The 15250-nt window shown below is 51.1% G+C and carries 17 protein-coding genes; 16 read left to right on the top strand and 1 reads right to left on the bottom strand.

The annotated features are described in order from the left end of the window. The first annotated feature begins 459 nt into the window (after positions 1–459). Entirely contained in the window at positions 460–1422 is a 963-nt protein-coding gene (gene rluC / locus GE278_13600; GenBank protein QLK61748.1) for a 23S rRNA pseudouridine(955/2504/2580) synthase RluC, read from the top strand. Between the two features lie 68 nt (positions 1423–1490). Here rluC and GE278_13595 read toward each other — a convergent pair whose 3' ends face one another. Next, positions 1491–2084 (bottom strand): septum formation inhibitor Maf, encoded by a 594-nt coding sequence (locus tag GE278_13595; protein ID QLK63291.1) that lies wholly within the window; start codon positions 2082–2084, stop codon positions 1491–1493. A gap of 141 nt (positions 2085–2225) precedes the next feature. Here GE278_13595 and yceD point away from each other — a divergent pair, with 141 nt between their 5' ends. The 15 genes from yceD to hinT all read left to right on the top strand — a co-directional run bounded on the left by yceD (position 2226) and on the right by hinT (position 15248). Next, the gene (yceD, locus tag GE278_13590) at positions 2226–2750 is read left to right on the top strand and encodes a 23S rRNA accumulation protein YceD (protein ID QLK61747.1); all 525 of its coding nucleotides are present in this window, start codon (positions 2226–2228) and stop codon (positions 2748–2750) included. A 12-nt stretch (positions 2751–2762) separates the two neighbouring features. Then, complete coding sequence (rpmF, locus tag GE278_13585) at positions 2763–2930, top strand: 50S ribosomal protein L32 (GenBank protein QLK61746.1); 168 nt, start codon at positions 2763–2765, stop codon at positions 2928–2930. A gap of 48 nt (positions 2931–2978) precedes the next feature. Next, positions 2979–4013: a phosphate acyltransferase PlsX gene (gene plsX / locus GE278_13580; GenBank protein QLK61745.1), complete on the top strand. Its 1035-nt coding sequence runs from the start codon at positions 2979–2981 to the stop codon at positions 4011–4013. Positions 4014–4019: 6 nt separating this feature from the next. Continuing rightward, positions 4020–4973: a beta-ketoacyl-ACP synthase III gene (gene fabH, locus GE278_13575; GenBank protein ID QLK61744.1), complete on the top strand. Its 954-nt coding sequence runs from the start codon at positions 4020–4022 to the stop codon at positions 4971–4973. An 18-nt stretch (positions 4974–4991) separates the two neighbouring features. Then, complete coding sequence (gene fabD / locus GE278_13570; protein QLK61743.1) at positions 4992–5921, top strand: ACP S-malonyltransferase; 930 nt, start codon at positions 4992–4994, stop codon at positions 5919–5921. Positions 5922–5932: 11 nt separating this feature from the next. Then, complete coding sequence (gene fabG, locus GE278_13565) at positions 5933–6667, top strand: 3-oxoacyl-ACP reductase FabG (protein QLK61742.1); 735 nt, start codon at positions 5933–5935, stop codon at positions 6665–6667. Positions 6668–6820: 153 nt separating this feature from the next. Then, on the top strand, positions 6821–7057 hold the full coding sequence (gene acpP, locus GE278_13560; protein ID QLK61741.1) for an acyl carrier protein: 237 nt from the start codon (positions 6821–6823) through the stop codon (positions 7055–7057). A gap of 101 nt (positions 7058–7158) precedes the next feature. Beyond that, positions 7159–8400 carry a beta-ketoacyl-ACP synthase II gene (fabF, locus tag GE278_13555; GenBank protein ID QLK61740.1) on the top strand — a complete coding sequence of 414 codons (1242 nt, stop codon included), beginning with the start codon at positions 7159–7161 and terminating at the stop codon, positions 8398–8400. Positions 8401–8612: 212 nt separating this feature from the next. Further along, the gene (gene pabC / locus GE278_13550) at positions 8613–9410 is read left to right on the top strand and encodes an aminodeoxychorismate lyase (protein QLK61739.1); all 798 of its coding nucleotides are present in this window, start codon (positions 8613–8615) and stop codon (positions 9408–9410) included. A 14-nt stretch (positions 9411–9424) separates the two neighbouring features. Further along, positions 9425–10450, top strand: coding sequence for an endolytic transglycosylase MltG (mltG, locus tag GE278_13545; GenBank protein QLK61738.1), 1026 nt, complete (start codon positions 9425–9427; stop codon positions 10448–10450). Continuing rightward, on the top strand, positions 10440–11096 hold the full coding sequence (locus GE278_13540) for a dTMP kinase (GenBank protein ID QLK61737.1): 657 nt from the start codon (positions 10440–10442) through the stop codon (positions 11094–11096). Before mltG ends, GE278_13540 begins: the two co-directional genes overlap by 11 nt. Next, positions 11093–12112: a DNA polymerase III subunit delta' gene (gene holB, locus GE278_13535; protein ID QLK61736.1), complete on the top strand. Its 1020-nt coding sequence runs from the start codon at positions 11093–11095 to the stop codon at positions 12110–12112. Before GE278_13540 ends, holB begins: the two co-directional genes overlap by 4 nt. Before the next feature lie 31 nt (positions 12113–12143). Next, a complete protein-coding gene (locus tag GE278_13530; GenBank protein QLK61735.1) occupies positions 12144–12938 on the top strand; it encodes a metal-dependent hydrolase in 795 nt (264 codons plus the stop codon). 336 nt (positions 12939–13274) lie between these two features. Continuing rightward, a complete protein-coding gene (gene ptsG / locus GE278_13525; GenBank protein ID QLK61734.1) occupies positions 13275–14708 on the top strand; it encodes a PTS glucose transporter subunit IIBC in 1434 nt (477 codons plus the stop codon). Between the two features lie 186 nt (positions 14709–14894). Further along, positions 14895–15248, top strand: coding sequence for a purine nucleoside phosphoramidase (gene hinT / locus GE278_13520; GenBank protein QLK61733.1), 354 nt, complete (start codon positions 14895–14897; stop codon positions 15246–15248). Positions 15249–15250 lie beyond the last annotated feature (2 nt).

Below are 15250 nucleotides of genomic sequence, written 5' to 3'. Positions count from 1 at the left end.
ATTATTTCGGTAAGTCTGCTTTTGCTGTATTAAGGACACCAGCGTTGTGAAAGCAGCACTTTTATTAGGGGAATAGCTTCTGAATTTTAGTTTACAGATCTCATTCCGTTTGCCGGTCAAGCTGCAACCCGCAGCCCGCTAATTGCTTGATTTCACATTACGTCTTACGCCATTGCTGCGTTTTTGTGCGATCAGGCAAATCTATAATTCCTGCGTTTTCCCTAACTTAAGAGAAACAACGCGGAAAGTGACTTCATTATTCCATTGCAGGCACTGTGATAGCAAGGTGACTTTTCCCGTTATGACCAAGAATCTTATTCATCTGCGAGGTAATGCACATTGCTCGTGCTTTTTATCTGGTTTTCTTGCAGATTTTCCACGGTAGTTGCTGGTAAGCTATGAGTTAAGCACATAAAAATCTGTGGCGCGAATCGTGCCTGATATTTAGAATCCCGAGCCATGAAAACTGAGAATCCAGCTGTACAATTAATCCCCATTTCTGAAGATGAAGCCGGTCAGCGTATTGACAACTTCTTGCTTAAAATCCTGAAAGGCGTGCCGAAAAGCATGATTTATCGCATCGTCCGTAAGGGTGAAGTCAGGGTTAATAAAAAACGTATTAAGCCAGAATACAAGTTATTAGACGGTGATGTCGTTCGTGTTCCGCCGGTAAGAATCGCGGAAAAAGATGAAGCGCCTGTTTCGGCCAAGCTCGATAAAGTTGCTGCTCTGGCGGATTGCATCCTTTATGAAGACGATCATTTGCTAATCCTCAACAAGCCTTCCGGCACTGCTGTACACGGTGGCAGTGGGCTGAGCTTTGGCGTTATCGAAGGATTACGCGCATTGCGTCCTGAAGCTCGTTTCCTTGAGCTGGTTCACCGTCTGGATCGGGATACTTCCGGCGTACTGCTGGTGGCTAAGAAGCGCTCTGCGCTGCGTTCATTACACGAACAGCTGCGCATTAAGAGTATGCAGAAAGACTATCTGGCACTGGTACAAGGTGAATGGCCTTCCCATTGCAAAGTCGTGCAGGCACCTTTGCTGAAAAATATTTTGCAAAGCGGTGAGCGGATAGTCCGTGTGAATGCTGAAGGTAAACCTTCTGAAACGCGATTCAAAATTGAAGAGCGCTACGAGTTTGCCACGCTGGTGAAAGCAAGTCCGGTGACCGGAAGAACGCATCAGATCCGCGTTCATGCGCTACACGCGGGTCATCCAATCGCATTTGATGATCGCTACGGTGAGCGTGAATTCGATGCCAAATTGTCCGGAACCGGCCTTAATCGTCTGTTCCTGCATGCGGCGGCACTGCGTTTTGAACATCCGAATACCGGCGAGACAATGCGCATTGAGGCTCCGATGGACGCCAAACTGCGTAACTGCCTCAAGGTATTGCGTGGAAAAAGCTCGTCTCGATAAGTGAATGTTTAGCGCGGTATTTATAAAAAGAGGGGGGCACAGATTGCGCCCTTCTTTTTTGTATCCGATTAAAGAAGCGGATTAACACCTTGCCCGCGCAGCAGGCCTAAAAGAGCAATCAGAGGTAAACCAATCAACGTGTTTGGGTCGCGTCCGGTCAGGCTCTCAAATAACGTAATCCCTAACCCTTCGCATTTGAAACTGCCCGCACAGTCGTAGGGTTTTTCTCGGTGCAGATAGCCGGAAATTTCCTCAGCGGTTAATGCTCTGAAAGTGACATCGAAGGTTTCGCACAATGTCTGCGCTTGTGAAGTCCGCGCATTGAGCAAGCTGAGGCCAGTATAAAAGGTCACGGTTTGACCACTGGCAGCGCGCAGCTGACGAAAAGCATTTTCGAATGTATAGGGTTTACCTGTGATATGGCCGTCGATGACACAAACCTGATCAGACCCGATAATCAGATGTTCGGGGTATGAGGTGCTCAGCGCGCGGGCTTTAGATTGTGCCAGTCGCTGCACCAGAACCTCTGGTTTTTCAGCGTCCAGCGGCGTTTCATCAATATCGGGAGCAGCGCAGTCAAACGTGAGGCCGGTCTTAACCAGCAGCGCCTGTCTGTAGACTGACGTAGAGGCCAAAAGCAGTTTTGCAGGAAGTGTTGTCATAATTTTTTTCACAAAGCGTAGCGTTATTCAATCGTACATTTTAAACTGTTGGCCGCTGTGGAAGCGAATATTGGTGAAAGGTGCGGTTTTGAGGCCTTTTTCTTTGACTCTATGTCGTTACAAAGTTAATATGCGCGCCCTATGCAAAAAGTAAAATTACCCTTAGCCGTTGATGCGATTCGTACAGCCCAAAAGCGTTTAGATTACTCCGGTATCTATTCGCCTGGTCAGGTGACACGATTAGCGGCATCAGTGGTGAGCGTTGATTCTGATGTCCAAACTTCTTTGTCGTTTGATATCGACAATCTGCGTCTGGCCGTTATTAATGGTCAGTCTGATGTTACTGTGACTCTGGAATGCCAGAGATGCGGTAAGACGTTTGAGCACCAGGTTCACGCAACATATTGTTTTAGTCCTGTCCGCAATGATGAACAGGCTGAAGCATTACCGGAAGCGTACGAGCCGATCGAAGTCGATGAGTTTGGCGAAGTTGATCTGCTGGCGATGATTGAAGACGAAATCATTCTTTCACTGCCTGTCGTTCCGGTACATGAATCTGAACACTGTGAAGTGTCCGACGCGGACATGGTATTCGGTAAACTGCCTGCAGAGGTGGAGAAACCAAATCCATTTGCCGTATTAGCGAGTTTAAAGAAAAGTACTTAAGGAGTAAGGTCCATGGCCGTACAACAGAATAAACCAACCCGTTCTAAACGTGGCATGCGTCGTTCACACGATGCTCTGACCACTTCCACTCTGTCTGTGGACAAGACTTCTGGTGAAACTCACCTGCGTCACCACATCACTGCCGACGGTTTCTACCGCGGTCGCAAGGTTATCGGCTGATATTTGCCAGCTACTTATTCACGTGATAAGTGCTAGCAAGGCGATACCTTGACTCGTCTAACCCTCGCGTTAGATGTAATGGGCGGAGACTTCGGTCCATCCGTCACAGTGCCTGCTTCATTGCAGGCACTTATCTCTAATTCTAAATTAGACCTTCTTTTGGTCGGAATCCCCGACGCCATCACACCTTTATTAGCCAAAGCCGATCCTTCTTTATTAGAACGAATTCGGATAATTCCTGCTGAATCCGTTATAGCCAACGACATGCGAGCATCGCAAGCTATACGTGCCAGTAAGGGAAGCTCAATGCGTGTGGCGCTGGAACTGATTAAAAGTGGTGATGCACAGGCGTGCGTTAGCGCGGGAAATACCGGCGCGTTGATGGGATTAGCTAAGCTGGTTGTTAAACCCTTAGAGGGCATTGAGCGTCCGGCGCTGATGAGCGTATTACCCAATCAGCAGCGCAGCAAAACGGTGGTGCTTGATCTGGGGGCGAATGTTGAGTGTGACAGCACGATGCTGGTTCAGTTTGCCGTGATGGGTGCAGTCATGGCAGAGCAGGTGGTGGGGATTACTAACCCTCGCGTCGCCTTACTGAATATCGGCGAAGAAGAAAGCAAAGGGCTTGATAACATCCGCGAAGCCGCAGCTATTTTAAAAAAAACTACGTCTATCAACTATATCGGCTATCTTGAAGGCAACGACCTTCTGACTGGCAAGACCGATGTGATGGTGTGCGACGGTTTCGTCGGAAATGTTACGCTTAAAACCATGGAAGGTGTAATAAGGATGTTTTTGTCACTGTTAAAATCCTCCGGAGAGGGTGGCAAGAAGGCCTGGTGGTTGAAGTGGTTGGGTCGGATTTTACAGAAGAAATTGCTAAAGCGTTTTAGCCATCTTAACCCCGACCAGTATAATGGCGCATGTCTGTTAGGATTACGCGGCATCGTTATTAAAAGCCACGGTGGAGCAAATCAGCGTGCGTTTGCTGTTGCTATCGAACAGGCCGTGCAGGCGGTGCAGCGGCAGGTCCCTCAGCGGATCGCCGCGCGCCTTGAAGCTGTATTACCCAAGAGTGACTGATCGTACATGTATACAAAGATTCTCGGTACGGGGAGCTATTTGCCCGTGCAAGTTCGGTCTAATGCCGACTTAGAAAAAATGGTGGATACCTCCGACGAGTGGATTGTCACCCGCACAGGTATTCGTGAACGTCGTATCGCTGCTCCGGATGAGACTGTGGCCACAATGGGCCTGCACGCAGCAGAAAAAGCACTTGAAATGGCCGGCGTCAGCGCAAGCGACGTAGGTTTAATCATTGTTGCAACAACCTCATCTTCACATGCTTTCCCGAGTTCAGCCTGCCAGTTGCAGAATATGCTCGGTATTAAGGATTGTGCAGCGTTCGATCTGGCCGCGGCCTGCGCAGGGTTTACCTATGCGCTGAGTGTGGCCGATCAATATATCAAGAATGGTGCAGCAAAACATGCGCTGGTAATCGGTTCTGACGTGCTTTCCCGTAAACTCGATCCTCAGGATCGCGGTACGGTGATCCTCTTTGGCGATGGTGCGGGTGCAGTTTTGCTCGGCGCATCGGAAGAGCAGGGCATCATTTCCACGCATATGCACGCAGACGGTCATTATGGCAATCTGCTGACGTTACCGTACCCGAGCCAGACCGAGCCGGAAAAACCTGCTTACGTTACTATGGCCGGTAATGAAGTCTTCAAAGTCGCAGTGACTGAACTGGCGCATATTGTCGATGAAACGCTGACGGCAAATAATCTCGATCGTTCCGAACTCGACTGGCTGGTTCCACATCAGGCGAACCTGCGCATCATCAGTGCCACAGCGAAAAAGCTGGGTATGGGGATGGAAAAAGTCGTGGTCACACTGGATCGTCATGGTAATACGTCTGCGGCCTCCGTGCCTGCGGCATTTGATGAAGCGGTACGCGATGGTAGAATTCAGCGCGGGCAATTAGTGTTGCTCGAAGCATTTGGCGGTGGCTTTACCTGGGGCTCGGCGCTGGTACGTTTTTGATTTAACAGGATCATAAAAATGACAAAAATTGCAGTTGTTTTCCCTGGTCAAGGTTCTCAGACTCTCGGTATGCTGGCTGATTTAGCCACTGCGCATCCGGTTGTTGAAGAAACATTTGCCGAGGCTTCTTCGGTACTGGGGTACGATTTATGGCAGCTGGTGCAAGAAGGGCCTGCTGAAGAACTGAATAAAACCTGGCAGACACAGCCTGCGTTACTGGCCGCCTCTGTGGCTATCTGGCGTGTATGGCAGCAGCAGAATGGCACTCAGCCTGTTCTGATGGCAGGTCACAGCCTGGGTGAATATTCTGCGCTGGTTTGTGCCGGGGTGCTGGATTTCAAACAGGCAATTTCGCTGGTTGAGCTGCGCGGGAAACTGATGCAGGAAGCCGTCCCAGCAGGCACAGGTGCTATGTATGCCATCATCGGTCTGGATAACGACGCGATCGCGAAAGCGTGTGAAGAATCCGCGCAGGGTCAGGTTGTTTCTCCGGTGAATTTCAATTCACCCGGCCAGGTTGTGATTGCAGGCAACAAAGAAGCCGTTGAGCGCGCCGGAGTTGCCTGTAAGGCCGCGGGTGCAAAACGTGCGTTACCGCTGCCGGTCAGCGTGCCATCCCACTGTGCTTTAATGAAGCCAGCTGCAGACAAAATGGCCGTTGCGCTTGAAAACATTACTTTCAATGCACCGCAGTTCTCTGTGGTAAACAACGTTGATGTTAAAGTAGAATCCTCGCCGGAAGCCATCCGCAGCGCGTTGGTTCGTCAGTTATACAGCCCGGTACGCTGGACTGAGTCTGTCGAATTCATGGCCGCGCAGGGTGTAGAGCAGTTATTAGAAGTAGGGCCGGGTAAAGTCTTGACCGGTCTGACTAAACGTATTGTTGACACCCTGACAGCTGCCGCAGTGAATGACACGGCAAGTTTGGCAGCGGCGCTTGAGCAATAAAAGAGGATAATATGAGCTTCGAAGGCAAAATTGCACTGGTTACCGGTGCCAGCCGTGGTATTGGCCGCGCTATCGCAGAAAAACTGGTTGCTGGCGGCGCGAAAGTGATCGGAACCGCGACCAGTGAGAAAGGTGCGGAAGCGATCGGTGAATATTTAGGCGAAAATGGCAAAGGGATCATGCTCAATGTGGTTGATTCTGCATCTATTGAGCAAGTATTGGCGACGATTCGAGCTGAATTTGGCGAAATTGACATTTTAGTTAATAATGCCGGCATCACCCGTGATAACCTTCTCATGCGTATGAAGGATGATGAGTGGCAGGATATCCTGGATACGAACCTGACTTCTGTGTTTCGGCTGTCAAAAGCTGTCATGCGGGCTATGATGAAGAAACGGTGTGGACGGATTATTACAATTGGTTCCGTTGTTGGCACCATGGGTAACGCAGGGCAGGCGAACTACGCGGCGGCTAAAGCTGGATTGATTGGTTTTAGTAAGTCTTTGGCGCGTGAAGTTGCTTCACGTGGCATTACTGTCAACGTCGTGGCTCCCGGCTTTATTGAGACGGATATGACAAGGGCGTTGACAGATGATCAACGCGCAGGCATTTTGTCATCAGTTCCAGCCAACCGGTTGGGCGATGCCAAAGAAATTGCCAGCGCCGTTGCTTTTTTAGCCTCTGACGAGGCCAGCTATATCACGGGCGAAACATTACATGTCAATGGCGGCATGTACATGATTTAAAAATTACGAAACTATTTGCGTTTTTTGCGGTAAAAACCGCAAAATAGAGCAAATTCGTGGTTTGAATAGCCTGGATTTAGTTGCATCTTTTTCAACATTTTATACACTACGAAAACCATCGCGAAAGCGAGTTTTGATAGGAAATTTAAGAGTATGAGCACTATCGAAGAACGCGTTAAGAAAATCATCGTTGAACAGCTGGGTGTTAAACAGGAAGAAGTAGTGAATGCTGCCTCTTTCGTAGACGACCTTGGCGCTGATTCTCTCGACACCGTTGAGCTGGTTATGGCTCTGGAAGAAGAGTTTGATACCGAGATCCCTGACGAAGAAGCTGAAAAAATCACTACTGTTCAGGCAGCAATTGATTTTATCAACGCTAGCCAACAGTAAGCGTACATGCTTTAAGTTTAGATAGTTAGGCGGTCATTTGACCGCCTAAGTTTTTTATATCCCACGGTATTACTACTTTTTTCCCTCCCTGGAGGACACCCGTGTCTAAGCGTCGAGTTGTAGTGACTGGACTGGGCATGCTGTCTCCTGTCGGCAATACTGTAGAGTCCACTTGGAACGCTCTCCTTGCCGGTCAGAGTGGCATTAGCCTGATCGACCATTTTGATACTAGCGCCTATGCAACACGGTTTGCTGGCTTAGTAAAAGATTTTAACTGTGAAGACTTCATCCCGCGTAAAGATGCCCGCAAGATGGATGCCTTTATTCAGTATGGTATTACTGCCGGTATTCAAGCGATGCAAGACTCAGGGCTTGAAGTGACCGCTGAGAACGCGACACGCATTGGTGCGGCGATCGGTTCCGGCATCGGCGGGCTTGGTCTGATAGAAGAAAACCACACCTCATTGGTTAACGGCGGACCACGCAAAATCAGTCCTTTCTTCGTTCCATCAACTATCGTCAACATGATCGCTGGTCATTTGAGCATTATGTTTGGGTTGCGCGGACCGAGTATTTCTATTGCAACAGCCTGTACTTCTGGCGTACACAACATTGGCCATGCGGCACGTATCATTGCGTATAATGACGCGGATGTGATGCTGGCAGGCGGCGCAGAAAAAGCCAGCACCCCACTGGGCGTTGGTGGTTTTGGCGCGGCCCGTGCGTTATCAACGCGCAATGATAATCCTCAGGCGGCGAGCCGTCCGTGGGATAAAGACAGAGATGGATTCGTTCTTGGTGACGGTGCCGGTATCATGGTGCTGGAAGAGTATGAACATGCCCGCAAACGCGGCGCGAAGATTTATGCCGAGATCGTCGGTTTTGGTATGAGCAGCGATGCGTACCATATGACCTCTCCTCCGGAAGATGGTGCAGGTGCCGCTCTGGCGATGGAAAATGCGTTACGCGATGCTGGCATTTCTGCCTCCGCCATTGGTTATATCAACGCACACGGTACCTCTACCGCCGCGGGTGATAAAGCCGAAGCGCAGGCCGTGAAGTCCGTCTTTGGTGCGGATGCGCACAAAGTTCTGGTGAGTTCCACTAAGTCGATGACTGGTCACTTGTTAGGTGCAGCGGGCGCAGTGGAATCTATCTTCACTGTTCTCTCTTTGCGTGATCAGGCTGTTCCACCTACCATCAATCTGGACAATCCAGATGAAGGTTGCGATCTCGATTTCGTGGCTCACGAAGCGCGTCAGGTCAAAGGGATGGAGTACACATTGTGTAACTCGTTCGGATTCGGTGGCACCAATGGTTCTCTGGTGTTCCGTAAAGTTTGAGTCAGTCAGTGACGCTAAAATGAAAGGCCCGTTGATCGGGCCTTTTTGCTGTCTGCATACAATTGCCGAAGTCTCAAACGGCAGCTCAACAGAATGCGTGTTCAGTACCGTTGAGTGTTTTGGTGCGATAAAGTAGGAATGCTCCACTTGTTGCGTTTTGTCTGCTCACGCAGGCTCTGCTGTCAGAAATTGTGTGTGGGGAGGATATAATTATGTGGATTAACGGTGTGGCAATGAAGATGTTGCTGGCAGGCGACCGCGCTGTACAGTTCGGCGACGGATGTTTTACCACCGGGCGGGTGATACGCGGCAAAATCCAGTTTCTGCCGCAGCACATCGCCAGGCTGCAACACGCCGCCAGCGTCCTCATGATTGATAATGCAGACTGGCAGGCGCTGGAAGCTGAAATGACTCTCGCCGCTGCCGGGCGTGAGGAAGGTGTGGTCAAAGCGATTCTCACGCGCGGGCAGGGCGGACGTGGTTACAGCGCAGCGGGATGCACTCATCCCACGCGTATTGTGTCCATCTCTGATTATCCTGCGCATTATCATCAGTGGCGTGAGCAGGGCGTGACGCTCGTCTCAAGCCCGGTCACGTTAAGTAAAAATCCGCTGCTGGCGGGTATTAAGCATCTTAACCGGCTTGAACAGGTCATGATCCGCATGCATCTTGACCAGACGGACGCTAATGAGGCGCTGGTGGTTGACACCTCGGGTTGCCTGGTGGAATGCTGTGCGGCCAATTTATTCTGGCGCAAGGGAACCCGCGTTTATACCCCGAATTTATCGCAGTCCGGCGTTGACGGTATTATGCGTCAGCACATAATTCGCGAACTGGGTGCCAGCACTGAATGGACGGTAGAGATCGTCAGTGAAACACCCGGGACGCTGAACGATGCTGATGAAGTCCTGATTTGTAATGCATTAATGCCATTATTGCCGGTGACGCAAGTGGATGAACGCCATTATTCCTCGCGACATTTGTACGATTTCCTGCGCCACAGTTGTTAATAAGTGAACAAACAATGACAAACAAAAAGACCAAAATCTTCGCCCTGATAGTCCTGATCCTGCTTGGGGCGGCGGCGTTTGCCTACCATAAAGTGAAACAGTTCGCTGACCGGCCGATTAACGTCAGCAGTGAAACCATCTTTACCCTGCCAGCGGGCACCGGGCGTGTGGTGCTGGAAACTTTGCTGATCGATAAAAAGCTAATGAAACCCAACCCGTGGTTTCCGTGGCTCTTGCGTCTCGAACCCGAATTAAGTGAATTCAAAGCGGGCACCTATCGTTTCGAAAAGGGCATGACCGTCCGCCAGATGCTGGAGCTTCTGAAAAGCGGCAAAGAGGCACAGTTCAGCATCCGCTTCGTAGAAGGCTTCAGGTTGAGTGATTGGATGAAAGTGCTGGATGGCTCGGAATTCATTAAACACGAACTTAAGGGGAAGAGTGGCGAAGAGATTGCCGCAGCGCTGGGCATGACCGACAACAAAAATGCCGAAGGCTGGCTGTATCCGGATACCTATCATTACACCGCCGGCATGACTGATTTATCGCTGCTTAAACGCGCTCATGTACGAATGGAAAAAACCGTTGCCGATATCTGGAAAGGACGAGCCGATTCTCTGCCTTACAAAACTCCGGCCGATATGGTGACCATGGCGTCGATTATTGAAAAAGAAACAGCGGTGAAAGGCGAACGTGCAGAAGTGGCTTCTGTGTTCATCAACCGATTGAGAATTGGTATGCGTCTGCAAACCGATCCGACGGTCATTTATGGCATGGGTGAAAGCTACACTGGCAATATACGCAAGAAAGATCTTGAGACGCCAACGCCGTACAATACCTACGTGATCTCCGGTCTGCCACCATCGCCAATAGCGATGCCGAGCGAAGCTTCGCTTGAGGCTGCGGCGCATCCCGCAAAAACGGCTTATCTTTATTTTGTCGCTGATGGCAAAGGCGGGCATACTTTCAGCACTAACCTTGAGAATCACAACAAAGCGGTTCGCGTGTATTTAGAGGCTCTGAAGAATAAGAATGAAAAGTAACTTCATTGTAATTGAAGGCCTTGAAGGGGCGGGCAAAACGACCGCTCATGAAGTGGTTGTGAATGCATTGCGTCAGCATGGCGTCGAAGAAATCATTTTCACCCGTGAACCTGGCGGCACGCCGCTGGCAGAAAAGCTGCGGGATTTATTTAAGCGCGGCGTGGAGGGTGAAAAACCGACGGTCAAAGCGGAAGTGCTGATGCTGTATGCTGCGCGCGTCCAGCTGGTTGAAACCGTGATCCTGCCTGCGCTGGCGCGCGGTGCCTGGGTGGTCGGCGATCGTCACGATCTCTCTTCGCAGGCCTATCAGGGCGGCGGTCGCGGCATTGACGCCAAACTCATGAGTTCGCTGCGCGACACCGTGCTCAGCGATTTCCGCCCGGATCTGACGCTGTATCTCGACCTGCCACCTGCTGTTGGCCTGCAACGCGCCCGTGCGCGCGGTGAGCTGGATCGCATCGAGCAGGAAGCTCTGCCATTCTTTGAACGTACGCGTGCCCGCTATCTGGAACTGGCCGCCGAAGACAGCCGCATCAAAACCATCGATGCATCGCAAACCATCGAGCAGGTGACTGCGTCGATCGAACAGACATTGAAAAACTGGTTCGATGAGCAGCAGGTTGCTGCGCAAGGCCATGCGTTATGAGCTGGTATCCCTGGCTCAGCACGCCCTATCGTCAGCTGATCGGTCAATATCAGACCGGTCGCGGACACCACGCCGTGCTGATGCACGTTGCTGCGGGCATGGGTGATGAAGCACTGGTTTACGGCCTGAGCCGCTGGTTACTGTGTCAGCACAAAGACGGCGAAAAGAGCTGCGGCAAATGCCATAGCTGCCAACTGATGATTGCCGGAAACCACCCGGACTGGCACGTGTTGCAGCCGGAAAAAGGCAAAAACTCACTGGGCATCGACCCTGTGCGTCAGCTTATCGAAACGTTGTACAACTATTCGCAGCAAGGCGGTGCGAAAGTGGTGTGGATCCCGCAGACAGAATTGCTGACGGAAGCTGCCGCCAACGCCTTGCTTAAAACGCTGGAAGAACCGCCCGCCGGGACCTATTTCCTGCTCGGTTGCCGTGAACCTTCATCCTTGCTGGCGACCATCCGTAGCCGCTGTTTCTACTGGCATCTGCCGGTACCTGAAGAAGCATTATCGGTGCAGTGGATTAACCGTCAGATGAGTGCCGACCCGATTGCCGTTAAAACCGCATTACGCCTGACCAACGGTGCACCGCTGTCTGCGCTGGGTTTGTTGCAGCCGGAACGCTGGAAACAGCGCGTGGCACTTTGCCAGCAGCTTTACACTCAGTGTCAGCAACAGGATATGTTATCGCTGTTGCCACAGTTGAACCATGACGACGCAGTTGACCGTATCTACTGGCTGGCCTCGCTGCTGCTTGATGCAATCAAATGGCAGCAAGATGCGGCGAAGTTTATTCTCAATCATGACCAGCAGCCGCTTATCGCATTGTTGGCCAGTGCGCAGTCCAATGCATCGTTGCAACAGTCCGTTTCGGCCTGGATGCAGTGTCGTCAGCAGTTGCTCTCTATCGTGGGTGTGAACCGCGAACTTCTGCTCACCGAACAGCTGCTGGAATGGGAACAAATGCTGCAGGGCGCCGTGTCTCCTTCCCACTTCAGCTCAGGCATGATGCGCTGAACCCCACTTTAATCGTAATGAGTTAACTACTATGTTTTTAGTCGATTCCCACTGTCACCTCGACAGCCTGGATTACAACGAACTGCATTCAGGCGTGGATAACGTGCTGGAAAAGGCGCGCGCGCGCGACGTGAAATTTATGCTGGCGGTGGCGACCACGTTGCCAGGCTATGAGGCGATGACGCAACTGATCGGTGATCGCCCTGACGTTGCCTTTTCCTGCGGCGTCCATCCGCTGAATATTGACGATGGCTATGATTTTTCCGAGTTGCGCCGTCTGGCTGGCAGCCCGAAAGTCGTGGCTATGGGTGAAACCGGTCTGGATTATTTCTATCAGAAAGAAGCGCACCAGCTGAAACTGCAACAGGATTCGTTCCGCGAGCACATCCGCATTGGCCGCGCGCTGAATAAACCGGTGATCGTGCATACCCGGGATGCACGTCAGGATACGCTGGATATTCTTAAAGATGAGCAGGCAGGGGAGTGTGGTGGTGTTCTGCACTGCTTTACTGAAGATCTGCCGACCGCGGAGTTTCTGCTGGATCTCGGTTTCTACATTTCTTTCTCCGGTATTGTGACATTCCGGAATGCTGAAGCTTTACGCGAAGTGGCGCGTTACGTACCGCTCGATCGGCTGCTGGTGGAAACTGATTCGCCGTATCTGGCGCCGGTGCCTCACCGTGGAAAAGAGAATCAGCCTGCATACGTGCGCGACGTGGCCGATTACATGGCGGTACTCAAAGGCGTTAGCGTTGAGCAGCTCGCAGAGGCTACCACTGCAAACTTTTCACGATTATTTCACGTCGACACTTCCTCCTTGATCTAGGCTTTAGCTTAGTCATATTCGCTGCATTTATTTTTCACCTCGTAATTAATCATCTGAATGAGGTATCGTGGCACCGTTTTTCGGTTGTCAGGAGGCCTCATTCGGATTTTACGCTGCAAAGTGACGGTTTTTAATCCAGTTTTTCAGCATTTTTCAGAAAAACGTGACTGCCATCAAACATTAACAAAGGGAATTATTTTACCCTGCGTAAAAATTAAAAGGGGTGCTCAGACACCCGACTGTAAAAGGCTCAAAGAGCTTTTTACAAAGCGGTCAGTTATCAGACGAACCGCATGAAGTATCAAAAAGCATCATTACTCAGGAGCACACTCAATTATGTTTAAGAACGCGTTTGCAAACCTTCAGAAGGTCGGTAAATCGCTAATGTTGCCCGTTTCCGTATTGCCAATCGCAGGTATCCTGCTTGGCGTCGGTTCCGCAAACTTTAGCTGGCTGCCACTGATCGTTTCCCATGTTATGGCCGAAGCCGGTGGCTCAGTCTTCGCTAACATGCCTCTGATCTTCGCTATCGGCGTTGCATTAGGCTTTACCAACAACGACGGTGTTTCTGCACTGGCGGCAGTTGTCGCCTACGGCATCATGGTGAAAACCATGGCAGTTGTCGCACCTCTGGTTCTGCATTTGCCGGCTGAAGAAATCGCAGCCAGCCATCTGGCGGATACCGGCGTACTCGGCGGTATCATCTCCGGTGCGATTGCGGCGTACATGTTCAACCGTTTCTACCGCATCAAGTTGCCAGAATATCTGGGCTTCTTTGCGGGTAAACGCTTTGTGCCAATTATCTCCGGTATGGCCGCGATCATCCTGGGTGTGGTTCTGTCCTTCATCTGGCCGCCAATCGGCAGCGCAATCCAAACCTTCTCCCAATGGGCTGCTTACCAGAACCCGGTTGTGGCATTCGGTATCTACGGTGTGGTTGAACGTGCGCTGGTACCGTTTGGTCTGCATCATATCTGGAACGTTCCATTCCAGATGCAAATCGGTGAGTACGTGAACTCCGCAGGTCAGGTCTTCCACGGCGACATCCCACGTTACATGGCCGGTGACCCGACTGCGGGTAAACTGTCCGGTGGCTTCCTGTTCAAAATGTACGGTCTGCCAGCTGCTGCTGTAGCAATCTGGCATTCAGCGAAACCTGAGAACCGTGCGAAAGTCGGCGGCATCATGATCTCTGCTGCTCTGACCGCGTTCCTGACCGGTATCACCGAGCCAATCGAATTCTCCTTCATGTTCGTTGCGCCGATCCTGTACGTTATCCACGCGATTCTGGCTGGTCTGGCGTTCCCAATTTGTATTCTGTTGGGTATGCGTGATGGCACCAGCTTCTCACACGGTCTGATCGACTTCATCGTGCTGAGTGGTAACAGCAGCCGTATCTGGCTGTTCCCTCTGGTTGGTGCGGTTTATGCAGTGGTTTACTACAGCATCTTCCGTTTCCTGATCGCCAAACTGGATCTGAAAACACCGGGTCGTGAAGACTCTGCCAGCGAAACGACAACTCAGGGCGGTTCAGAAATGTCTGCATCTCTGGTTCAGGCTTTCGGCGGTAAAGACAACATCACCAACCTGGATGCCTGTATCACCCGTCTGCGCGTCAGCGTGGCTGATATCTCTAAAGTTGATCAGGCTGGCCTGAAAAAACTGGGTGCAGCTGGCGTGGTGGTAGCAGGTTCTGGTGTTCAGGCAATTTTCGGTACCAAGTCCGATAACCTGAAAACCGATATGGATGAGTACATGCGCAGCCATTAATGCTGAGCAGTATGAGTTCTGAGAAAGGAGGCTTCGGCCTCCTTTTTTCATGTCTGGGATTTGGCATAACGCATTTGCTGGCGCTTTCTGCGGCAATTAAGCCGCTAAAAGCGTAATCAGGTTGAAAGGAATGGAAATTCTAACCCATACTGCGTACATCGTTTTACTTTGAAAAGGACAGTTAAGATGGCCGAAGAGACAATTTTCAGCAAAATCATACGCCGTGAAATTCCGGCAGATGTGGTTTATCAGGACGAGCTCGTTACAGCGTTTCGCGATATTTCTCCTCAGGCACCCAGCCATATCCTGATTATCCCCAACGTTCTGATCCCAACCATGAACGATGTGGATGAAACGCACGAAGCGGCACTTGGCCGCATGATGACGGTAGCAGCGAAAATCGCGGAACAGGAAGGGATTGCCGAAAGCGGCTATCGACTGATCGTCAACTGCAACCGTGACGGCGGCCAGGAGGTCTATCATATTCATATGCACCTCGTCGGTGGTCGCGCACTCGGCCCATTGCTGTCGCGCCAGTAAGG

This window comes from Enterobacteriaceae bacterium Kacie_13 (genome assembly GCA_013457415.1).
GTDB lineage: Bacteria > Pseudomonadota > Gammaproteobacteria > Enterobacterales > Enterobacteriaceae > Rahnella.
Note: the sequence above shows the minus strand (reverse complement) of the source record. Positions and strands in the feature narration are given on the sequence as shown.